The 22,021-nt window shown below is 41.7% G+C and carries 19 protein-coding genes; all 19 read right to left on the bottom strand.

Features of this window, described 5'->3' with window-relative positions; translation table 11 throughout:
* Positions 1-24: 24 nt before the first annotated feature.
* The 19 genes from BV60_RS0108130 to mobQ all read right to left on the bottom strand — a co-directional run bounded on the left by BV60_RS0108130 (position 25) and on the right by mobQ (position 22,005).
* Positions 25-735, bottom strand: a complete 711-nt coding sequence (locus BV60_RS0108130; RefSeq protein WP_029320782.1) for an ABC transporter ATP-binding protein — start codon at positions 733-735, stop codon at positions 25-27.
* A 3-nt stretch (positions 736-738) separates the two neighbouring features.
* Entirely contained in the window at positions 739-1,584 is an 846-nt protein-coding gene (locus tag BV60_RS0108125) for an ABC transporter ATP-binding protein (protein WP_029320780.1), read from the bottom strand.
* Positions 1,585-1,587: 3 nt separating this feature from the next.
* Complete coding sequence (locus BV60_RS0108120) at positions 1,588-2,784, bottom strand: branched-chain amino acid ABC transporter permease (RefSeq protein ID WP_029320778.1); 1,197 nt, start codon at positions 2,782-2,784, stop codon at positions 1,588-1,590.
* 3 nt (positions 2,785-2,787) lie between these two features.
* Complete coding sequence (locus BV60_RS0108115) at positions 2,788-3,675, bottom strand: branched-chain amino acid ABC transporter permease (RefSeq protein ID WP_029320776.1); 888 nt, start codon at positions 3,673-3,675, stop codon at positions 2,788-2,790.
* Between the two features lie 87 nt (positions 3,676-3,762).
* Positions 3,763-4,971, bottom strand: coding sequence for an ABC transporter substrate-binding protein (locus BV60_RS0108110; protein WP_035777158.1), 1,209 nt, complete (start codon positions 4,969-4,971; stop codon positions 3,763-3,765).
* 252 nt (positions 4,972-5,223) lie between these two features.
* On the bottom strand, positions 5,224-7,590 hold the full coding sequence (locus BV60_RS0108105; protein WP_029320773.1) for an MFS transporter: 2,367 nt from the start codon (positions 7,588-7,590) through the stop codon (positions 5,224-5,226).
* Positions 7,587-8,798, bottom strand: a complete 1,212-nt coding sequence (locus BV60_RS0108100; RefSeq protein WP_029320771.1) for an ABC transporter substrate binding protein — start codon at positions 8,796-8,798, stop codon at positions 7,587-7,589. The genes BV60_RS0108105 and BV60_RS0108100 overlap by 4 nt, the downstream gene beginning before the upstream one ends.
* Positions 8,795-9,925, bottom strand: coding sequence for an alanine racemase (locus tag BV60_RS0108095; protein ID WP_029320769.1), 1,131 nt, complete (start codon positions 9,923-9,925; stop codon positions 8,795-8,797). Before BV60_RS0108095 ends, BV60_RS0108100 begins: the two co-directional genes overlap by 4 nt.
* Complete coding sequence (locus BV60_RS0108090) at positions 9,912-11,378, bottom strand: hypothetical protein (RefSeq protein WP_029320767.1); 1,467 nt, start codon at positions 11,376-11,378, stop codon at positions 9,912-9,914. Before BV60_RS0108090 ends, BV60_RS0108095 begins: the two co-directional genes overlap by 14 nt.
* Positions 11,379-13,187 carry a PP2C family protein-serine/threonine phosphatase gene (locus tag BV60_RS0108085; RefSeq protein ID WP_197029543.1) on the bottom strand — a complete coding sequence of 603 codons (1,809 nt, stop codon included), beginning with the start codon at positions 13,185-13,187 and terminating at the stop codon, positions 11,379-11,381.
* Positions 13,188-13,303: 116 nt separating this feature from the next.
* Positions 13,304-14,596: an STAS domain-containing protein gene (locus BV60_RS0108080; protein WP_029320764.1), complete on the bottom strand. Its 1,293-nt coding sequence runs from the start codon at positions 14,594-14,596 to the stop codon at positions 13,304-13,306.
* Positions 14,597-14,737: 141 nt separating this feature from the next.
* Positions 14,738-16,006, bottom strand: a complete 1,269-nt coding sequence (locus BV60_RS0108075) for a hypothetical protein (protein ID WP_029320763.1) — start codon at positions 16,004-16,006, stop codon at positions 14,738-14,740.
* A gap of 199 nt (positions 16,007-16,205) precedes the next feature.
* Positions 16,206-16,361, bottom strand: coding sequence for a hypothetical protein (locus tag BV60_RS23165; RefSeq protein ID WP_156036036.1), 156 nt, complete (start codon positions 16,359-16,361; stop codon positions 16,206-16,208).
* Between the two features lie 167 nt (positions 16,362-16,528).
* Positions 16,529-17,143, bottom strand: a complete 615-nt coding sequence (locus BV60_RS21010) for a polysaccharide deacetylase family protein (protein ID WP_035777154.1) — start codon at positions 17,141-17,143, stop codon at positions 16,529-16,531.
* Positions 17,144-17,222: 79 nt separating this feature from the next.
* The gene (locus tag BV60_RS0108060; RefSeq protein ID WP_029320759.1) at positions 17,223-18,926 is read right to left on the bottom strand and encodes a recombinase family protein; all 1,704 of its coding nucleotides are present in this window, start codon (positions 18,924-18,926) and stop codon (positions 17,223-17,225) included.
* A gap of 61 nt (positions 18,927-18,987) precedes the next feature.
* Positions 18,988-19,557 carry a hypothetical protein gene (locus tag BV60_RS0108055; protein ID WP_035773491.1) on the bottom strand — a complete coding sequence of 190 codons (570 nt, stop codon included), beginning with the start codon at positions 19,555-19,557 and terminating at the stop codon, positions 18,988-18,990.
* A gap of 106 nt (positions 19,558-19,663) precedes the next feature.
* Positions 19,664-19,870 (bottom strand): helix-turn-helix domain-containing protein, encoded by a 207-nt coding sequence (locus tag BV60_RS0108050; RefSeq protein WP_026528699.1) that lies wholly within the window; start codon positions 19,868-19,870, stop codon positions 19,664-19,666.
* A gap of 80 nt (positions 19,871-19,950) precedes the next feature.
* Entirely contained in the window at positions 19,951-20,184 is a 234-nt protein-coding gene (locus BV60_RS0108045; protein ID WP_029320755.1) for a hypothetical protein, read from the bottom strand.
* Between the two features lie 78 nt (positions 20,185-20,262).
* Positions 20,263-22,005 carry a MobQ family relaxase gene (gene mobQ / locus BV60_RS0108040; protein ID WP_029320753.1) on the bottom strand — a complete coding sequence of 581 codons (1,743 nt, stop codon included), beginning with the start codon at positions 22,003-22,005 and terminating at the stop codon, positions 20,263-20,265.
* Positions 22,006-22,021: the final 16 nt, after the last annotated feature.

Here is a 22,021-nt window from a genome sequence, read left to right as displayed (position 1 = left end):
ATTTAAGTATTTATACAAGTTTTTTCAGCTTCCAAGATACGCAGCTTTGACCTTTTCATCCTGAAGGAGGTCTATGCCGGTGCCTTCCATGGAAATCTTACCGTTTTCGATAACGTATGCCCTATCCGCCACATGAAGTGCCATATTGGCATTCTGTTCGATAAGAAGGACAGTGGTTCCGGCCTCATGTATCTGCCTTATTATCTCGAAAATTTCCTGTACAACAATCGGTGCAAGACCAAGGGAAGGTTCATCCATCATAAGGAGCTTTGGTCTTCCCATAAGCGCTCTTCCGACAGCCAGCATCTGCTGCTCTCCTCCTGAGAGTGTACCGCCTTCCTGCCAGGAACGCTCCTTAAGCCTTGGGAAAAATCCATATACTCTCTCAATGTCCGCTTCCAGATCGTCTTTTCTTAGATATGCCCCGATCTTAAGATTTTCCAAAACAGTAAGATTTGGGAAAATCCTACGACCCTCGGGAACCATCATAACGCCTTTGGAAACTATTGATGTCGGATCTTTTCCGGTAATGTCATCACCTTCAAAGATTATTTTACCGCTCTTTGGTTTAACAAGTCCCGATATGGTTCGAAGAGTTGAGCTTTTACCTGCACCGTTGGCACCGATAAGAGTAACTATCTCTCCTTCCTTTACATCAAAGCTTATACCGCGCACAGCTTCGATTCCCCCATAACTTATCTGCAAATTATCTATCCGTAATACCTGTTCACTCATCTATTACTCCTCGCCTGCAACTCCCAGATATGCTTCTATAACGCGCTGATTCTTCTGAACCTCTTCAGGTACACCCTGGGCTATCTCACTGCCAAAATCAATAACATAGATGTAGTCCGAGATATTCATAACAAGGTCCATGTGATGCTCGATAAGAAATACCGTGAGATCGTATTTTTCACGAATCTGACGTACAAAATCTGCCAGTTCATTTGTCTCCTGCGGATTCATTCCGGCTGCAGGTTCATCAAGCAAAAGAAGCTTCGGCTTTGTGGCAAGTGCTCTCGCAATTTCAAGTCTTCTCTGAAGACCGTAGGGCAGACTGACCGCAAGCTCATCCTTGTAAGCATCAAGCCCCTGCTCTACCAAAAGCTCCATTGTTTCTTCTCTCATTCGCTTCTCTTCAGCGAGATTACCTCTGAAAATTGCTGAGAATACGTTCTGTTTTGCATGCTGATGTTTTGCTATCAGCACGTTGTCAAAAACTGTCATACTCTTCCACAAGCGAATATTCTGGAAAGTTCTTGCTATTCCAAGTCCGGTTATCTGATCCGGCGTGGGCGCAAGAGCTGCTTCTTTTGCGTACTTATCTGCATTTTCACCTTTATAATTCTTAGCTGCTTTTCCTTGCGGATGATTTCTTACCATGGGCTTACCCATGAATTCAATAAGTCCGTTCGTAGGCTGATATACCCCTGTAATACAGTTAAATGCTGTGGTTTTTCCCGCACCGTTAGGTCCTATAAGAGCAATTATCTTGTTCTCCGGAACCTCAAGCGACAGATTATTAACAGAGACAACGCCTCCGAACTGCATTGTTACATTTTCAAGTCGTAAAGCATTTCCCATATCCTACTGTTTCCTTTCCCTTTTTCCGGACACCAATTTCATGAGTCCGCTAAGACTCAGTTCATTATTCCCCATTATGCCCTGTGAGAAGAACAGCACTATTACCATGATAACTATGGAAAATACCACCATTCTAAAACCGTTTCTAAGAAGCGGTACTTTAAAGCCACCGATGTATTGCTCACTGTCAAGGAATCTTAGCCACCACTCGGAGCATGCCACATATAAAAAGGTTGCAAGCACACTACCGCTAACGGAGCCGATTCCGCCTATAACTACGATCAGAAGAATCTCGTAAGTCATTACAGAGGTAAAGGCTTTTGCCTGCGCATTGGCTACATACATTGCAAACAGTGCTCCGCCTACTCCTGCAAAGAAACTTGAGATTACAAAAGAAAGCATTTTGTGTTTAAACAAACTGATACCCATAGCCTCTGCTGCTATTTCATCATCACGGATTGCTTTAAATGCGCGTCCGTATGAGCTGTGAATAAGGAGGACTATGATAGCGATACAAACAGATGCTATAAGGAAAGGTACAAATGTAGATAATCTCACAAGTACATTTCCGGAACCATCTGTAATATTAAAGCTTGAAAATGTGGGGAAGCCTTTTATCATATTGGCTCCGTTTGTAATTCTTCCAAGCTTTTGCCACTGGAATATTGCTCTTAGTATCTCGGCAAAACCAAGTGTAGCTATAGCCAGATAATCACTTTTAAGTCTAAGTACCGGGATTCCTATAAGATAAGCAAAGAATGCAGCAACGCATCCTGCCAGTATAAGTGCGATAAGGCAGCCCAGTATCATACTGATTGCTCCGCCTTGGCCACTTGTTCCGAATATCCCTGAAAGGGCATCGATTATTGATGATTTTAACGCACATCCTCCGAAAAGGTAGTAAACCTGCTCTTTCTGGTCGGCAGGAACCGTAAGAATGGCATAGGTGTAAGCACCAAGCAGCATGAATCCGGCCTGTCCCAGTGAAAACAGCCCCGTAAAACCATTAAGAAGATTCATTGATACTGCTACCAGCGAATAAACCGCCGCCTTTTTCAGAACCGTAAACAGAGGACTGGTCGGCTGGAAAACCTGAGGAAGTCCGGGAATTATCGCACTTAGATTTTCAAGTAGTATTACCAGCAATAATAAAATTGCAATTCCTATAAATGCTCTTAGATTAAATTGTTTCTGCTTCATATTTTATACCTTGTCTGTAGCAGCTTCCCCGAAGAGACCCTGCGGTTTGAATACTAGAATAATGATAAGGAGCGCAAAGGTAAATGCATCCGAAAAGACTGAAACGTCCCAGGCTGAAGGCAGCCCCTTGATGATGGTTTCACAGATTCCGATCAAAAATGCACCGATGACAGCTCCCGGAATAGAACCGATTCCTCCGAATACTGCGGCTACGAATGCCTTAAGTCCCGGCATTGCACCTGCCATGGGCGTAATTGCAGGATAGTTTGTAAAGAACAGTATCGATCCTACTGCCGCAAGTGCTGAACCGATAATAAAGGTTGCGGAAATAACGTTGTTGATTTTTATTCCCATGAGCCTGCTTGTCTCAAAATCCTTTGAAACCGCTCTCATTGCCATTCCGACCTTTGTTCTGTTTATAAGCTGTGTAAGCGCAAATACCAGTGCAAGAACCAGAATGGGAGTAATGATTACCACCCACTTTGTCTGTGTTCCGGCAACATTAACCGTATTTGATAAAAACGGTATGGTGGGATAAGTCATAGGCTGTCCGCCTGTAATGTATGTCGCTGTATTCTGCAAAAGATAACTTACACCGATAGCTGAGATCATAACCGACATTCTCGGAGCATCTCTCAAGGGCTTGTATGCCGCTCTCTCGATTGTGAATCCCAAGAATACCGTAAGCAGAATAACAAGAGGTAATGACTCCCCGATAGGAAGAGTTGCGGTGAAATATATTCCCATGAGTCCCGCTACCATAAATACGTCACCGTGAGCAAAATTGATAAGGCGAAGTATTCCGTAAACAAGTGTATATCCGATTGCTATAAGAGCATATTGTCCACCAACCGATATTCCCGAAAGCAATACTGAAATGATATATTCCATAAATAGATTTCCTTTATATTAGTTTTTCTGCAGAGGTACTGCGCCTTTTAATGACACAGATTTCCTCTGCAGAATAAGTCTTTCACATTATTTAGATGCAGAACCGGTCTGAACCTTTTCAAACGCCCATGTGCCTGAAGATGTATCAGCAGTCTTTATATATGCAGTATCACGTACAGCATCACCGATATCATCAAATGCGATTGAGCCTGATACACCATCCCATTTAACTCCCGGGATTGCAGCTTTGATAGCTGCCTTATCGCCTGTGCCTGCTGCCTTGATCGCCTCAAGAGCAACATAGTATGCATCATAACCCATAGCTGTTACGGCTGAGATCGTATCGTTACCGCCGTTTGCTGTCAGAGCATTGGAATTGCCGTTGATATAGTCCTTGATTCCTTTATCAAAGGTCTCTGAACCACCCTCCTGATAGAAGGTAGAAACAAACAGCTGAAGGTTTGTACCCTTTGTAGCTTCAAGAACCATGTTGTCATCAAGTGTATCGGAGCCAAGGAAAGGAATTCCGATATCAAGTGAAGCTGCCTGCTCCATGATCTGCTTTGCATAAGCGATGGATACGGGTGTGAAAATAACATCTGCACCTTCACTCTTTGCTTTATTAAGATATGAAGTAAAATCAGAATTGTTTGTAGGGAATGAGTCTGCGATTACTTCTCCGCCTGCTCCTTCAAATACCTGCTTGAAGAAAGCAATAAGTCCCTGATCGTATTCGTTTCCGTTCTCTCCGAGACAGTAAGCCTTCTTTGCAGAGAATTTATCCATAGCAAAGTTTGCAAGAACGTCTGCCTGGAAATTATCAAGGAAGCAAATTCTGAAGTAATAATCATTTCCTGCTGTTACATTGGGATTTGTGCAGGTAACGCCGATAGCTGCGAGTCCTGCTTCTTCGAATTTAGGTCCGCCGGCCATAGAAACACCTGAACCGTAAGAGCCAAGAACCAGAGATACGTTCTTGCCGACAAGTTCTGATGCGGCTGAAGGAGCCTTGTCTGCTGATGATCCGTTATCAGCAATAACCAGTTCAACATTGTAGGTCTTTCCGTCGATATCAACGGTGGGTGTCTCAGAATTTGCATACTGCATTCCGAGAATTTCCTTTTTTCCGCCTGAAGCAGAATCGCCTGTAGAAGGCTCAAAGACACCGATTTTAATCGTGTCTCCGGAGGATGATTCTCCCGATGCCGGTGCAGCATCTCCCGATGATCCGCAAGCCATAAGCCCAAAAGCCATGACGCCTGCCATTGCCATTGCTACAACTTTTTTCATACTCATGCTTTACCCTCCTCATATGAAAATATATGTGTTATCATGTGTTATTTATTATTTTAGTCATACATTTTCCCATCGTCTACTTTTTTTTGAAAATTTCCATTCATTTTTTAGTGTTTTTTCTATTATTTACCTGACTTCGCACGACAAAGAAGGGCTGAGATAGCTATCCGCCCCTCTTAACCCTCAGACCATATGCTCATCTTCACCGTTAATGGACGGATAGCTTACTTCGTGGAAAAGATGGGGCTCGTTCTATGCTTTCCGTTTGAAAAAGAATACACATACTGCAGCGACCGCATAGACTGCTGCTCCGATCATCATTGGTGAAAATACACCCTTTTCCGGAATCAGAAGAAGCTCTGCAATAACAGGTGCAAAAGTAAGCAGCACATACGAGAGCACTACTGAAAGAATAAGTGCAGAGGATTCATCCACGGATTTTTTTACCACCTTAAGTTCCATAAACTGGTCGGTACACATAGGTGTGGCAAATCCATCCAAAAAGCCCAAAATCATGCTTGTTATAACTATCATGAGCGGAAGCGGAGGCATTTTGAGTATAAAGATACTGACTGCAGTCAGAGAAAAAGCAAACGCTATGGATAGCGGGATTCCAAATATCTTCTTTGCCATAGATACCAGATAGGGTCCTATATATATTCCTGCGATACCATTGGCAATATAGCAATATGACAGCATGACAGAAGAAATGCCGTTTGTCTGACAGATTGCGGGAATAAGTGTTACGCACAGCATGACACCGATATTAAGCGGAATACCTATTACTACCACATAGAACAGCATCTCCCATGAAAAGATCATCCTGATAATGCTTCCGATTTTAACAGGCTTCTCCTCTTCTCCGGAATTCTCTCCCTTTTCCTTTAAAGCTCTCCATGGAAGAAGGAAGAACGAAGCCAAAAGATATGCGAAAAACAGACATGCAGAAAAAACAAAAGTCATTGCATAACCTGTATTTGCTGAAAGAATAGCACCAAGGCCCGCTCCGCAGGTAGCTCCGGCAAGAAGTCCTGCATTGTCCTGGGAAATATTGTCGCTTCTTCCTGTCTCAGTCTCATACCCCTTTGTGATAAGATAATTTGAAACCTGCTTAAAGCCCGCATAAGCAATACCTGCAACAGCCCTGCACAGGATTATTATCAAAGCCGTACTCATGCTAAAGGCTGTCACATTGCATATGATCATCAGGATCGTTGAAACAATGAGCATTACACGTATATTAAACTTCTTTACAAAGCGCGGGAGAAGCAGCATTGAGATCATCTGCGTTAAGCCTTCCAGGGTAAGAGGAAGTGCTGCCGTCATACCGACAGAAAGGCCAAATACAGACTCTCCGCTCTCTCTTATTAGCATAGCTGCATAGGGAACACACATATATTCCGCCGTAGAGCATAAAAATCCCGAAAATCTGAGGGCAATTCCAACCTGCTTTTCAGAAAAGCTTTTTCCTTTCCCCGATGATTTTTCAAACTTATCAACCAAAAGTTCAGTAATATTATTAAGCTCAAATACAAAAATCATCAGGATTATCATTGTTGAAAGAAGAACAAGAACAATATGGTACATTTCCTTCTTCATTGCTTCAGTAGAAAGCTCTGCCTCAAGAAATAGCATAATCCCGTCTTTTTCATTTAAATTTATGGCGTAAGACAAAATATCGGATTCTTCATCTGTCCTTTTAAATTCAGTAATGTGATCGATTACCCGAACCGATTTGATCATCGTAAGAGAATAAACTCTTTCCTCAATATAGTCCTTAAGGTCATCCACCTCTCTGAGGTCAACACCCTGGCTCTGGACACGCCTTATCGTATCCTCAAGATTTTGCATGGTAACCTTAATGGAATCCTCCATTTTTCCTATATAATCATTCTGGAATCTGTTTATCAAAAGAGTTGATAAAACAATGATGCTTATAGTCATTACAATAATTGTAATGGCCTTTTCAAAATTACGGTTTTCTTTTCCTTTACCTGTTTCCAGGAATTTGTCCGATCTTATTATTATGACTAAGATTGCAAGGACCATCATTTCAATAACGCCAACTATCACTGATAATACGACCACATCTTTTTTCAGAATTTCAAAGCCTTCTTCAAAAGCCTCTCCGGAGTAAAGACATCCAAAATATCCGAGAATTTCCTCATCCTGATGAATAGCTGTAAGGATAACCTCGCTGCGACCTTTTTTTATGATCCCGCCGTCATTTTGGGGAAGTTCATCATATTTTCTTGCAAACTCCCTGCTGCTTATGAAATCATTAATCTCTTTCTCTACATCCCTGTCATCGGATGGGAGGAAGTACATAAGCTCACCATCTTTTCCGATCACAAAGGACACCGTTCCATCCAACTGACTGTCAAAGTTTTCGAACACCTCATCCATACCATAGTAATTCTCAAAGCTTTTACCAAAGCCTATGGCAGTTTCAAGGTTTGTAACGGTATCCTTTTCAATTTTGGAAATAACCTGTTCTTCCAGATTCAGTGCCGATGTACGGTAGTTAAGAAAGGCCATTACCGAGATAAAGACTATGGCCAGTTCGGCAACCAAAAGCAATATCAACAGATACATCCAGGTATCTCTTCTCTTAATCATGGCGTCTCCCTTTTCACTGTGAAAATCCGATCGCACGCTGCCAGGAACTCAAAAGACAAAGGATAGCCTATTTCTCTGGCAATTTCATAGTTTACATAAATACTCGGTGCACTTGTATAAACGCAGGGCAGACTCCCAACCTCAGCGCCGTTTAAAGTCCTGGCAATTACATCTGCCACAAAAAGTCCTACGTTTTCCATATCATTTGCCGATATAAGCATAAGTGCGCCGGACTCAATAACAGACACATCATCCATAAGATATACAGGGATTTTTTTATCGTACAGATATTTAAGACATGGCATCAGATATTCCATATCATTGATAAGATCAACCGTAAGGAAAAAAGCATCAATATCTTCCTCTGCCATCTTGCGGAATTTGTCTTCTACCATTTTGTAGTACGCATCTCTTTCCTCTGCTGTCTCTCTTGGCTGCTCGTCGATATTGTACTTAACGATTGAAAAACCGACTTCCTTAGATGAAGCCTCAATATCCGGCACACCTGAAATTGTCTCATCACCGTAAATGATCACTCCAAGGTGGTCAAAAGCCTTTAGGGAATGATAGTATTTAAGCTGTCTGAGGGGCAAAGACGGCTCGACCTGTGCCCACACATAAGGGCTTCCCGTCCCTTCGGTTGCAGAATCGATAATTCCGGATGAAACGGGATCAGTAGCTGAAAAGTCTACCATAGGCACCTTAAGCCCAAGTTCTTTTACAAAAACTCCTGCACTGGTACCCGTAGTTATAATAAAATCAATATCTCCATCGTTTACACGCTTCTTAATATCCGAAGCAATTTTGTCTTCATCCTCATAGGCAAGATAATAGCAGGCTCCTTCCGAAAACTCGATGTAGTCACCAATATCTGCTTCCTGCAATAGCCCGTACATTTCATCCACGTATATTTTCTTTTTTTCAATGTCCTCAGCTGTAAACGGGATACTGTTTTCCTTTATCCATCCAAGGCTCTCAAGTCCTGAAAGAATATAATAAAGCTGTTTGCTAAAGGGTATATATTCATCATATGAAACGATACAAAATCTCCTCTTCGGAGTTCCCTTCGGTACATTGGGAGCTGTCTCAAGAAAAGTATCTGTTCTGTCACCACTAACCTCCGCTGCCCTCACACTGCCATAGGGGATTATAGAAAACACCATCAGTATGACAAATAAGACGCAAAGAAATCTTGTTTTTTTCATCATATGTATACCTTTTCCAATCTTTCCGCAGTTATGGTCAGCCAGTCTCCATGCACATAATCAAGGTGATTTCGAAGGAGGATACTTTCCTCGGTTACACCGTTTTCACCAAGTAAAATTCCGGTATCGCCCACAGCCACATCATCGCTTCCCGTAACATCAATGCAAAGATTATCCATGCAGCTTTCATCAGCAAGAGGATAGACCTTATCATGTATCCTTATCCGTACATTGTTCTGTGTAAGAAGAAGCGGACAATCACAGTAACCGATCATGGCTCTTGCTATTTTTCTTTTACCGGATTTATTATCTGCCGCCTGATAGTTAAGAGGAATTGCCCCATCTATCTCACGTACATCAAAAATCCTGGTACATATTTTCATGGCAGGCTTCAATAGACCTTCAGCACCACAGCTAAGACCATACATAGCTGTTCCGACTCTGACCATATCATAAGAATATTCGGGGAAAGTAAAAACAAGCGATGAATTAAGGACATGCACTATAATAGCCTTTCTATGTTCATCGCTGATACCGTTTACCAGCTCGTCAAAATCCTGAAGCTCTTTAAAGATTTCCTTCCTGTCGTTACTGTAAGCAGAATAAAGATGCCCGTATAAACCGCAAACATCAATTCCTTCTGCCTCAAAAAGTTCGTTTTCAGATTCCTTAAAGCAGTCATATCCAAGGCCCATTCCGGAATCCCATACGTCAACACGAATGTGTACTCTTATTTTTTTCCCAAGTTTTATTCCCAGTGAATTTAATGCTTCAAATTGCCGCATATTGTAGATGGAGAATACAGCGTGGCATGCCTTTTCTCCTATCTTTTTAAGAAGGCACTCGATTTCTTTGTCATCAGCCATGCCGATAAGAAGTACATCTAAGCCGTCATCCTCGGTCTTTCTGAAAACACGCTGCATCTCACTGACTTTTCCCACAGCTGTCATATCAGACATCTTACCTGCAGACAGCAGCTTTTTAACACCAATAAGTCCATGCCCGTAGGCGTTTCCCTTGATGACCGCACAAATCTTTGTATTCTCTTTTAGACGACTGCGCACTACACCTATGTTATAGGCTAAAGCGTCGCCGTAAATCTCCATCCATGCCGCTTTATCTTCTCTCATTAGTCACCACATTACCCGGATAAATCCTGAAAACTTCCTCTGCAATTTTCCTGTACCACTCAGACTCTCTCTCATCCCTTAGTACCAGGTCAAAATACATTTCCGAAAGGCCGATCATATGAGCATCCCAAAGTCCGGTCTTCATTGAAAGCTCTCTTACCCTTTCAAAAGAAATCGGATTCCCCCATAGCTCTACAGGTCCTGTTGTTGTAGCAAAATCATCTCCACCGTGTAGCAAAAACATGGGACCGCATATATATCCCGTGCAATCGTAGGCTGAAATCACTTCAGCTTCCTTCGTAAGCTCAGACTTTTCCAAAACCCTGGTAAGCATCTCCTGCCACTTAGGAAGATAGGAAGCCTGAAACATACCGCCCATCCAGGTTATACCTCTCTCAAAGAAAAGAATGAGCGCCTCTGTAAACACACCGGGGAACACTTTCTTCTCTTTAAAAAGAGCAGTAAGATCATCTTTCTTTGTGCTAAAACTAACAGGTTCCTTCCTCCAGTCCCTTCCCGTCAAAGTACCGTCTTCATTAAGGCTTAGCATAATCTTTCTGCCTTTTTCATCCGCTGCTCTAAAAAGAAGGTCTCCAAGAGATAACCCGTCTTCAAACTTTTCCCGTACTACCTTTTCTCTGATGTTTCTGTCATAAAGAAACTTATAAACAATCGATGATTCATCTTCCAGCTCTTTTAGCAAAAGAGGTTGTACTACCGTCTCCATTTCCAGATATGTAAACATCGGAGCCTTGTCTGTAAATAGGCGGGGTATCAGTTTCTGTCCTATCAAAGTTGTCTGAGATGAAAAATCCTTTGCATTTCTTATTTCATCGTTTTCATATATATCAGTACATATTTCGTTTAATGTTCGTTTTTGTATTTCCGTAACCTTAGCATCTCCAAGACGCTTTTTAAAGCGTTCCACCATTTCCTGTGAAACAGGCTCAGCATGAGATGCCAGCTGAACACTGTATTTTGCAGGAAAAATAGGTATAAACTGCTTATTATCACGCAAAGAGTAAGCGCAGATTCCCCGTGAATAGGTAGAGTTTTCAAGCTCCACCTGACCTGCTGCCAATATGGGCACTGCCGGATTTTTTTCTCCAAGCTTTTCAAGCAAAAGAGCAAAAAGCATGTCCCCCTGCAGAAACTGCGAGCAGTATAGTGAACCATGGTGGTCTGCACTGCATATCACTTTCTTTTCAAGAGATGTCTTCATCTCTTTAGCCGCATCATCGCCAAGAAGCTCTTTTGTCAGTGACAAGACAGATTCTTCGTAATCATCAGCCTCGATGAGCGCTCTAACCTGCCTGTTGTGTATCACTTTCTTTGCCTGCAATAATACAAATGTGTCCAAGTTCACCCCGCCATAGGCATAGCTTGCCATAACGGTTTCGTTTCTCTGCCTGCAAAGGGCTGCCATCCTGCTCACACTATAGTTATAGGTCATTTATTTGCCCTCTCCGAAATAAACGAAACCAAGCATTGTAATATCGTCAAACTGAGGTGCCTCTCCTACAAAATCGTCGATTTCTTTCTTCATAGCCGGCAATAGATCTCTCGGAGCTGCATCCGGATTACGGTTAAGTGCATCAAGAACTCTCTGCTCGCCAAACAGTTCATTTTGAGTATCGGTGGCTTCTGTAACACCATCCGTATAAACATAAAGACTGTCTCCCGGATTCATATGAAACTCTGTCTGTCTGAATTTAAGGCCTTCAATAGTAGCCACGGCAGGTGAATGCTTTGTCTTTACAAGCTCGTAAGAGCCACCACGCCTTCTGATTGCAGGATACTCGTGACCTGCATTTACTTCCAGTGCATCTCCTGTCTTAAGATCGATAACCGCAGCCCATACCGTAACAAAGAGCTCAGCGTCATTTCCTTCGCACAGCTGATTATTAACATGCGCTAATGCTTCTGCCGGAGCTTCACCGGTCTGCAGACGGTTCTTAATAAGTGTCTTTGCAATTACCATGAAAAGGGCTGCCGGAACGCCTTTCCCTGATACATCCGCTATAACAAGCGCAAGATGTGTATCATCAATCAAAAAGAAATCGTAGAAGTCTCCACCCACCTCTTTCGCAGGATCCATGGTAGCGTAGATATCGATATCGGTCCTATCCGGAAATGCCGGGAAAATCTTAGGAAGCATATCAGCCTGGATTTTATTGGCTATACTAAGATCCGCGTCAATACGTTCCTTCTCCGCTGTTACCTTCTGAAGATTAATCATATGCTCTTCAAGCTCTGTGATCATGCTTCCAAAGCTCGTGGCAAGAACACCGATTTCATCCATCCTGCCGGCATGTTTGATTATGCTCTCGGATAAAGCAGGATCTTTTTTCTCAGAATACTCATTAATTCCCTGTTCAACCCTGATAATACGCTCCAAAATTTCCTTACTGAGAAGCATATACAAAACAACAGTAAACAGTATCAAAACAACAGCTGTCACAATACCCTGTTTTACCACGTTGGACCATATTTCGGAATTGACATATTCAACACTGATCTCAGAACAGATAAGTCCAACCTTTTCTCCATTTATCACAAGGGGAACGCAATAGGTATAGACATGCCCGAAATTATTATCCAGCGAATCAAAGCCATCCTGAGTCACGCCTGTATTCCAGGCTTCCCACATGTACTTATGAATTGCCGGATCCTCATAGACGACATCACCCAGCTTTAAAATTTCCCTGCCATCCGCAGTCGTTGTCGTTTCCATAGTTGGATCGAACATGTAGTTCATCTTGAGTTCCTGTTCATTCTCAGGATAGATAAAATACACATAGCTTAATTCAAAATCATCTACAGCATCAAAGAAAATGGTGAACCAATAATCAAAGGAATAATTCACATACAGCCTTTGACCTTCCAGATCAAGCTCGTCAAATGAAAGGTTTGTTCCATAGTTTTTCCCGGGATATTTTTCCGCAATATAATCATAGAAGGCCATCTGAGCTACAGGAAGGTCGCTCCTAAAATCGACAGGGACCTGCACCATGTCTGGATGCTCCTTGTACCAGGCTTTCAGATTGATAAACTCGTCCCCCTCATTCTGGATCAGCTTGCTCAGATGTGTGGTAAGCCTTCTTAAATCAGCCACACACTCCTCATGGTATGATTGTGTCTGAGCAAGATAGGTCATAGTCTCATTTACCAAAAATGTTCCCAACGCAAAGAGCACAAATACCACTATGAATAATTTAACAAGGCTACTTTTTTTCCTGTTTGAAGAGGTACTCTTATCCATTTTTTTCCTTCCTTCACTCTTGTGAAAAACAGTTTCCCATTCTTTCATTTACTTCACATTATTACGATGCTTTGTTAATAATTTAATGCTCTTTCGGACTTATGATGATGTACTTGTCAGTCTGCTACTGTAAACAGGTCTGAAAAACCTGTGGTATCAAGTATATCCATGATAGGCTCATCAACATTATGAAGAATGAGCTCATTGTCTGGAAGAGCCTTTTTTATTATGAGCAGAACTCTTAGTCCTGCTGAGGATATATACTGAAGGTCTGCGCAGTCTATTATCACCGAATCAACCTTATTATTACCAAATTCCTCTTCCCAGGCCTTCAGGAAAGCAGGTGCCGTTAATGAATCAACCCGTCCGTTAAGCTTTATATGCAGTTTGCCTGACGCATTCCGGAAGGTAGATGAAAAATCGCCTTCCTCATACGAGTTTTGCGTAGAATCATCAAATGACACATCAGGATTAGAAGTAATCTTCCAAATGTGTACATCCTTAATGAATGTCTTAAGCCTGGCAATCTGCTCCGGTGTAAGCTTTGAGAACATCTTCAGTTCAATATCGTCGCGATAATATGGTATCCGCTCAACATTTAGGCCGTACGAATTATATACCTTTTCAACTACATTCAGATCAAATCCGCCGTTTAGATCGGATGAGCTTTTTTCGCCTTTTCTTTCAACCAGAATAGTTCCCATAATATCTGAGTCGGACTGACTGTTAAATGCTGTCAAAAACGCATTCAGCATCTGCTGTCCTTCTTCTTTGGTCTTTGCAAAGGTTCCTATTCCGGCACGATAATATGCCATTGTCTCAGCATCTGCGGCAAGCCAGCAGCCGCCTTTTGCAGCGAGCAGCCGCTTCATGTTGGCAAACAGCCTTTTCTTTTCTTCCTTGTTCAGATACGGCGTAAGACCTTCCATAGTTATGCAGATTGGTCCGTCAATATGTTCAACAGCCTTTTCCAGTGATTCATAGCTTGTAACATCAACCACCTTAAAGGAAGCCCTCTTTTTCTCCTCATCCGTAAGCATCTCATTTACAACGGGTAAAAAACTGTCGATTACCGCCGGAAGGTCACCACCCACATAGGTCTTTCCGAGATCAAGCATTTCAAAAACTCGCTGCGAATAACCACACGGCAGATCAAAAATTGTATTTATTCCACTTTCTTCAATTGTCCTGTTCATCGCAACATGCCTAAGCTCGTGTATGAGTATCCCAACGTCTCTGATACGCTCATCTGTAACGGCACTGTTTTTGTAATAGTCCATATCAACATTAAGTCTCTTAAGGATCTCTGCAGCCTTCTCATATCCTGCAGCTGCCCTCTGAGACAGTGTTGTTACTGCTGTCTTTGAAACCGGGTTAGCACGTTCAAATAGTTCTTTGTCAGTTGTCATCTGTTTTAACCTCCAGTTTGTCTGTGCGGTAACCACAAAAAGTTAGATTTTTTTGGTATAACTTTTTGAGGACCGGTTCACTGATTTAAAAAGAAATACCCTCTTTATTGCACTTTTTTAAGTCAAATTCATCAGGATTTCTTATACCTTTTCAGGTAGATCCATATGCGCCACATCGTTTAACATTTCAGTAGTTTCAAAGCTTATTCCGTTCTCTGTTAGCTCTTTTTCAAAAGCCCTTACCAAAATGTCTTCCTCAAAGTTTTGATGCATTGTCATAAAAATCTTTCCATTTACTGCCGCTATCTCAACCAGAAATCCATTTGCGTTTGGTACATGTGTCCAAAATTCCTTTATATATTTTCCAACAGATGGATATTTCCATTTTCCGACATAACTTACCATGCACGTAAACAGTTTTCTGCCTTTTGATAGCATCATTCCATAGGTCTGCATCTTTGCCTCTACTTGCGGAGTTGCTTTGGCAATTGCCTTATTCCTGGAAGAACCAACGGTCATCGCCTTCTGTATCCTCTCCTCTTCACTTTGTATGAAAGTTTTTCCTCGATATACTGTACACTGTCTGTCAAAGGGCATTTTCCTGATTTTACCGGAATAATCAAAGAAAACTGTACTCACACAGTTATGATGTGTCTTTGGAGCATGCAGCATTGGTCTGGCGTTAATAACATAGGACCCCATTATTCCTTTATTTCTCTCAGGGAAAAGCTTATCAATCGTGCGTGCAATCAGTATTGACACCATTACTCCGGGACTTGCATCATTGGCTGATGAAAACTTTAAAAAGTCCTTTTCGGGAATCACAACATCATATAGCTTCTGTTCGCAGGGCGTAAGGCCTCCGTCTTCAATCAATGAAAAAGCAGGCTCAAGTTGTGGGGTAGGAATATTGCTTATATCAATCTCAGGCAAAAGATCCTGCGGATCAATATACTCCTCGGGCTCAATCTCATCATCAAGAGTCCTGATTCCCTCGCTTTCAACATCCCCATACCTCAGCTTGGTGTAATAATAGAGTATCGTGGACAAAACCATGTACATTCCTGTCCCATCACAAAGTCCATGATAAAAATCGAGGTATATCTTATCTTCAAAGTAGCAGACTGCCCACATGTGATATCCCGTTTCTTCTGCACCAAGGGTCACTCTCTTCTTTGTGTTAAGGACAGCTATAGGCTCATTGTTCTCCTCGTAATAGATTTCATTATCATTACGCTTCATTTTTAGAAGAAGGTACGGATAACGTCCGGCAGCTGATGCTACCGCTTCCTGCAGCATATTGCCGTCAATCTCATCTTTTAATCTAATAACCAGTCTTACATTGTAATCTGATTCCTGTCCAAAGCCTCCGTAAACATGCATTATGTCGCCGGCAGTTATCTTTTTCATATCACTCAACCCTCATATTTGCTATTCTTTATGCTTTGTAGAATGTTCCATTATCTGTTATTCTGTGTCATAGCCTCGCAAAATACTCTTTTCTTTCAATTTCTTACTATGTTTCAATATTACTATAACCAGACTGAGGGTAATCTAAAAAAAGCATAAAGATTTCATATACTAGAACATCGCCCGCAAAATAACCAACCTAATTCGAAGCATGTCTGCCCGAGAGTGCAGTTTCAAAAAGCGTAGAGGTAACGGTCTTCAGCGAGGTTGTTGTAACTGTGCTATCAAGTAAACAGTCTCTTACTTTGCTGTATGTTTCAAAACGATTTGCCCCCAAAATATCAACATTCTTCATATAAAAGTCTCCTCAATATCATGCTTTTCATCACGTTTGCTTTCAGTTCTGTATTTCATTCAGCATATATTCCGCATACGCTTTAGTTCAATATTTGAGTTCCCCATTTTTATTCCTCCAAATGCCATAATTCAGGAAGTTTATAACACGCATATTTATCGGCAATTTCATAGAAAATCCGGAGTCACAAATTCAATGCCTTTAGCAAGACATTCATCAAGTATCTTCTTATAGTATCCGGGCACCATCTCCTCAGTTTCATCATGAGAATGAAGCAGCAAAATGTGATAGCTGTCAGGTCTGATATTATATTCAGCAAAATCATAAGTCCAAAATGTATCTATATCCTTATCAAGTCCATTTTCTTTCCACCATGAATAAGGAATATTCGTATCATCAACTTTATCAAAGCTGTGCTCAACCAGATAATTTTGGAAAATTTCTTTATTTTCTCCACCTTTATCTCCATAAGGAAATCGAAACGGCTTGTATTTTCTCCGGACTCCGGCTTCTTTATACAATTCATCCAGTACACTCTCACATTTTTCAATCTCTTTAACTCCTTCATCAAAAGAAATCTCAGAAAAATGAGGATGCGTATAGCTGTGATTACCGATAATAATTCCCTTTTTTACCGCATATAAAGCCTCATCATGATTGCGTTCAACATTCTGTCCCCACGCGAACATGATTACAGGTATATTCTTTTCTTCCAGATAATCCACTATTGAAGGCGTATTCCCAGTTGAAAAATCATCCATTGTAAGTAATGCTATTATCATTGCTATTCCTCCAACATAAAAGACATGTGCTCCCATCAAGAAAACACATGTCCTTATCATATCATAGCAATAACTCGCATTACATCGCATTTATTGCTTGTTTTATATCATTTAGTTTGGACAACAAGCATACCGTCTCGAGTATTGTTTCATTTTCCAAGGACAATTCTCTAACATTCCTACCATTTATCGGAACGGGGAAATTGAAGACTATATTCTTTACCCAGCAGCCTTTAGCAGGCTTTTCCGGATAGATGTCTATCCTGTCAATGAACGCTCTCATGAATTCCTTCTGCTCAGCTTCGGTAAAGTCCTTATAGAGTTTATTGAACGCAAGCAGGAGATTGTAGACACTTGTTCCAGACAGATTTTCCTGCACGATACTGTCTATCTGCTTCTGTACTTCATCAATCTGGTTCTCTATATCCTCTATAATATCATACTGCTCATCATAACGGCTCTGCAGATCTGAAACTTTCCTGTCATAGTGCGGATCATCAACATCGAGGCAATCCATCTGCTTTGCCAGTCGATTCTTTGTGCCAACAGCCTGCTTAAGCTGCCCCCTGAGAACATCTTTCTCATTCTCAAGTTCCTCTGTATCCACAGCATTTCCAATCTTTTCCTTGATAGCACTCTTGAATTGATCATCCTTTACCATTGCTGATATGATGGATGCGACTAGATTATTCATTTCATTCTGCTCAATGTTCAGCCTGAAAGTACACTTGTGTCCTGTTGCACCAAGAGTATTCTTACAATAGTAATAATACCTGGTCTTGTTATCCTTGCTATGAGCCTTGGCTATATTTCCATAGAGGCTTTTGCCACAACACGGGCATTTCAATATACCTGATAGGATGTGAGCATGATCAATGTCATGAACCTTCTGCCGTACATATGCATTTTCCTTTCTCTTAGCCTGAGCAAGATTCCAGTCCTCTTCAGAAATAATGGCTTCGTGAGCACCCTCGTAGATAGGGAACTCTGACTGCTCCACCACATGCATCTCGTTACGTGTGCCTATCTTCTTCTCTGTCTTGCGTCTTCCATATGCAATTTTCCCCATATAAACCGGATTATCCAAAACATCCTTTACAAAACTGGATGAAAAGCCTGATATGGTGTTGTTCTGACGAAGTTTCTTCGTGTATCCATGAATGTTAAGATAGCTTGCCACACCATTGATACCGGAATTAGTGTGAATATAACGATCATAGATCAGCTTAATGATCTCCACCTCATCATCTGCTATCTCAAGCCCGCCTTCAACAAGCTTGTAGCCATAAGGGGCAAAACCTCCGTTCCATTTGCCTTCACGAGCCTTCTGCTCACGACCTGCCATTGTCTGAACTCTTATATTCTCACGCTCCATCTCAGCTACAGCAGCAAGGATTGATATAAGAAGCTTTCCGGCCTCCTTCGAGCTGTCGATGCTATCTTCTACACAGATAAGGTTTACACCAAAGTCCTGCATAAGCTGCAATGAATTAAGAATATCCGCAGCATTTCTTCCAAATCTCGACAACTTGAAAACAAGGACGTATTTTACCCCGTCCTTGCAATCTTCGATATCATTAAGCATTCTCTGAAATTCATGCCTGCCCTTTATGTTCTTGCCGGAGAATCCTTCATCAGAATACTCGCCTGCAATTTCCATATCCTGGTATTCCGCATACTTTCTGATTTTTTCTTTCTGAGCTTCCAGAGAGTATCCATCAACCTGAATAGCGGTGGATACTCTTGTATATATGTAACACTTAGTTTTCTTAGTCTTTGTCATAAATTGTCATCTCCCTCCATTTTTCTGTTGACAACTGTAACAAACCTATTTAAGATAAGGATTAAGAAATGGGTTTTTCACCGGGTAGGGCTTCGGCCTGACAGGACTTGCTCGTTTCTTTTTTTATTTCCATAACATCATATAGATATTTCTTCCCACTGCCTGCATGTCTTATCAATAGTCTGGCGTGAAAAATATTGTATCCTGTGATTTCATCATCTTCACCATAGATTGGTAATCCAAAACGAGTGTCATACCTATACCATCCATTCTTAGCATCACGGCCATGCTTTTTCTTCCTGTTTTCTTCGAACACCCCATTCGTAGCTATTTCAATCATTTCCGGTATTCCCTGTGCAGCATTTGCCTTAGCTTTAGCAACCGCACCTTTCAGCTTCTTGGTATAAACAGATCCGGCATATTCCCCTGGAAGAGTTGTCCCAATATATATGATTTCTCCATCCTCTGCTATTGAGTAAAACTCTCCCACATAATCTTTAAGATACTGTTCGACATCTTCCCAGTTCAGGCTTCGCTTACCCTTAAAGATAATGTCATTTATCATGACAATGCTGTTTCCATCTGCATCCTTAATTACAGATACATTTCTTGATTTGTTTCCTTTTTCCATATTGCTCCTCACTTCTTTTAAACCCCTCGAATTCAAGGGGTTTAGGATCATTCAGATTATAAACAGGTCGATTTCGACCTGTTTAAACATACTGATTCCAAGACAATTATTCCTTCTCATCATCCTTTTTCAGCAGTTTTTCCATCCTTATGTAATACTCCAAAAGCCTCACAACATAATCAGGTGCATGCCTCATATCACGCTCCCACTCAGTAACAGTCCTGTAAGGAATATTAAAATACTCGCAGAATTCCTTGCGGTTCATACCAGTACTTTCGCGTAGTTCTTTTATTTTTTTCGCTTTATCATCCATGAGATGCCCCTTTCTCAATTACACGTTGTGTATAAGTTTACCATAAATAATTCTTGTACACAACGTGTAATTCATTGTTGTCAGGCAGCACTTACTACATAAGAATAGCCAAGTACAACATCACGATCATTTGTGCAAGAATCTGATTCTGCCCCATCCGTGCAGAACTCGTAATCTATCATATACAAGACCATGTTTTCCTTCTCCAACCTCTTAAGCAACCCTGGGCCGTACTTCACCATCAGTCTTGCAGTAACATCTACCCATCTCTCAAAAGCAATGTTATCTTCCCTGTTATCATAGTACTTTTTCATCATTCCTCCTTTCCCAAGCTGGCAAGTTCCAATACTGCACCTGCCATGCCTGTAAATAATATGATTTCTTCTGTGACACTACAGTGACATGCCCTTATCTTTATCCTTTTCCTTGACCTTTCTGGGCGTTCTTGCTGCAAGCTCCTTATCTGCCCTAAGATCAGCTACAAGAGATCTCCTCTTGTGCTCCATCTCAGGCATTACAGATGGCTCAATTTCTGAAAGCTCTGCATTTACTTCTTTGGTAGTCTTATCAAAAAGATCCTTATCAAATGATGCCTTGAGGCTGTCCTTCAGTAACTGCCTTGATTCGTCCTCATATTCAGAATGTACTTTTGTTCTTTCCTCAGAAATCTGAACAAACATATCTGAGCTGAGAGCGTGGATCTCGTCCTTATATTTTTCAAGAGTATCTTCTTTGGACTTTTTGATTTCAGGTATCTGACCACCCAGCTTTTCCACTATGCCTTCAGCTTCCTTGATTGCCTTTCGAATGTCCGTGATCCTCGTACCATCGGGCATACCATATCTGGAAAGTGCAGCAGCCCTTTCGCTCTTAATTTCCTCAATTTCTTCTGTGAGTACAGTCACATGACTTGTGTATTTGATAAACTTAACCTTTTGATATGGTTTCAAGTTCTTAAGCTTTCCGTTGAATTCTTTCCGCTCTTCAGCCCGGGAGCTTATCTTTGCGGTACAGTCTTCATAGATTGTCTTTAGTTCTTTCAGTTCACCAAGCCTTTTCTCGGCTGCCTTTTTCTGTTTCTTCTTCAGATGCAGCTGAAAAGTGTAAACAACAAGGCTTTTAAAGAACTTTTCAAGCTTTGAAGCAATTGCCGGGATATTGTCTGAGGCAGCTTTTGAGTATGCCTTTACTTCCTTCTGAAGTTTTCGAAGAAGGCTGTTATCAGACTTGATCTGGCGGTTTATCTCGCATCTGTCGGATACAAGCCCTTCTTTTTCCATGTTCCTTGCATAATAACCTTCGTGTATAGTCGGCTGTTCCTTGATGCCCCTTGCGGCATGGCTCTCGCAGCTAACCCGCTCAGCTATGCCATATCTTTCCTGATAGCTGTTTATGATATCTTCCCATGACTTTCGCCAGGTCTGCAGCTGCCTGTCGCTGTTCCATTCCTCGCATATGGGATTCTGTCTTCCATATTTTGAACTCTTGGGATACTTGGATGTCCTCTTGGAACCTTCGATAGTGGCAGCCTGAGCCGGAGTTAGATATATCTTCTTTTTCTTACCTGGGATGCTGTAGAGATACTGCTTCTCCCATCCAAGATCCTTCGCGGTTTTGAATTCATCAGCAGTAAAGCCTTTTTCAACACCATCATTATAACAGACGTATTCCTTCTGGGTCTTTGCCTGCCATGAGCCATCATCGTTAAGAGGACGCATGGTAAGCATTATGTGAGCATGCGGATTGTACTTGTTCACATCATGAATGCTGAAATCTGCACACATCCCTTTTGATACGCATTCTTCATTAAGATATTTCTCAAGCATCTCTACCCAGACCGCAGAATCCAGCTCCCTTGGAAGGGCTACGACAAGTTCTCTTGACAGTCGGCTGTCTCTTGTTTTCTCAACTTTTTCAACTGCATTCCACAGTTTTTCTCTGTCTGCCCATTCTGCAGGGGCCATTGGCGGTAACATGACTTCACTATGAACAAGTCCGGTTTTCTTGCGGTAGTCATGTGTCACGCCGTCATAATCGTTATAAAGCTCGCTGCAGGATGCATAGGCCGATGATGCTACAGCAGAACGCCCAGCTCCGCGGCTTATCACTTTTGCTTCAAGATGAAAATAGTTCATTGTGTCAATCTCCTGA

It is taken from the genome of Butyrivibrio sp. AE3004 (genome assembly GCF_000703165.1).
Taxonomy (GTDB): Bacteria; Bacillota; Clostridia; order Lachnospirales; family Lachnospiraceae; genus Butyrivibrio.
This window is presented reverse-complemented; position numbering and strand designations above follow the sequence as displayed.

What these genes read in the sequence shown, in the direction of transcription:
- BV60_RS0108050 (WP_026528699.1), bottom strand. Translation starts at nt 19,870, where the DNA reads ATGGATGATAAAGCGAAAAAAATAAAAGAACTACGCGAAAGTACTGGT.
- BV60_RS0108080 (WP_029320764.1), bottom strand. Translation starts at nt 14,596, where the DNA reads ATGACAACTGACAAAGAACTATTTGAACGTGCTAACCCGGTTTCAAAG.
- BV60_RS0108120 (WP_029320778.1), bottom strand. Translation starts at nt 2,784, where the DNA reads ATGAAGCAGAAACAATTTAATCTAAGAGCATTTATAGGAATTGCAATT.
- mobQ (WP_029320753.1), bottom strand. Translation starts at nt 22,005, where the DNA reads ATGAACTATTTTCATCTTGAAGCAAAAGTGATAAGCCGCGGAGCTGGG.
- BV60_RS0108090 (WP_029320767.1), bottom strand. Translation starts at nt 11,378, where the DNA reads ATGACCTATAACTATAGTGTGAGCAGGATGGCAGCCCTTTGCAGGCAG.
- BV60_RS0108115 (WP_029320776.1), bottom strand. Translation starts at nt 3,675, where the DNA reads ATGGAATATATCATTTCAGTATTGCTTTCGGGAATATCGGTTGGTGGA.
- BV60_RS0108075 (WP_029320763.1), bottom strand. Translation starts at nt 16,006, where the DNA reads ATGAAAAAGATAACTGCCGGCGACATAATGCATGTTTACGGAGGCTTT.
- BV60_RS0108095 (WP_029320769.1), bottom strand. Translation starts at nt 9,925, where the DNA reads ATGAGAGAAGATAAAGCGGCATGGATGGAGATTTACGGCGACGCTTTA.
- BV60_RS0108055 (WP_035773491.1), bottom strand. Translation starts at nt 19,557, where the DNA reads ATGGAAAAAGGAAACAAATCAAGAAATGTATCTGTAATTAAGGATGCA.
- BV60_RS0108100 (WP_029320771.1), bottom strand. Translation starts at nt 8,798, where the DNA reads ATGATGAAAAAAACAAGATTTCTTTGCGTCTTATTTGTCATACTGATG.
- BV60_RS23165 (WP_156036036.1), bottom strand. Translation starts at nt 16,361, where the DNA reads ATGAAGAATGTTGATATTTTGGGGGCAAATCGTTTTGAAACATACAGC.
- BV60_RS0108125 (WP_029320780.1), bottom strand. Translation starts at nt 1,584, where the DNA reads ATGGGAAATGCTTTACGACTTGAAAATGTAACAATGCAGTTCGGAGGC.
- BV60_RS0108045 (WP_029320755.1), bottom strand. Translation starts at nt 20,184, where the DNA reads ATGAAAAAGTACTATGATAACAGGGAAGATAACATTGCTTTTGAGAGA.
- BV60_RS0108130 (WP_029320782.1), bottom strand. Translation starts at nt 735, where the DNA reads ATGAGTGAACAGGTATTACGGATAGATAATTTGCAGATAAGTTATGGG.
- BV60_RS0108085 (WP_197029543.1), bottom strand. Translation starts at nt 13,187, where the DNA reads ATGGATAAGAGTACCTCTTCAAACAGGAAAAAAAGTAGCCTTGTTAAA.
- BV60_RS0108110 (WP_035777158.1), bottom strand. Translation starts at nt 4,971, where the DNA reads ATGAGTATGAAAAAAGTTGTAGCAATGGCAATGGCAGGCGTCATGGCT.
- BV60_RS0108060 (WP_029320759.1), bottom strand. Translation starts at nt 18,926, where the DNA reads ATGACAAAGACTAAGAAAACTAAGTGTTACATATATACAAGAGTATCC.
- BV60_RS0108105 (WP_029320773.1), bottom strand. Translation starts at nt 7,590, where the DNA reads ATGATTAAGAGAAGAGATACCTGGATGTATCTGTTGATATTGCTTTTG.
- BV60_RS21010 (WP_035777154.1), bottom strand. Translation starts at nt 17,143, where the DNA reads ATGATAATAGCATTACTTACAATGGATGATTTTTCAACTGGGAATACG.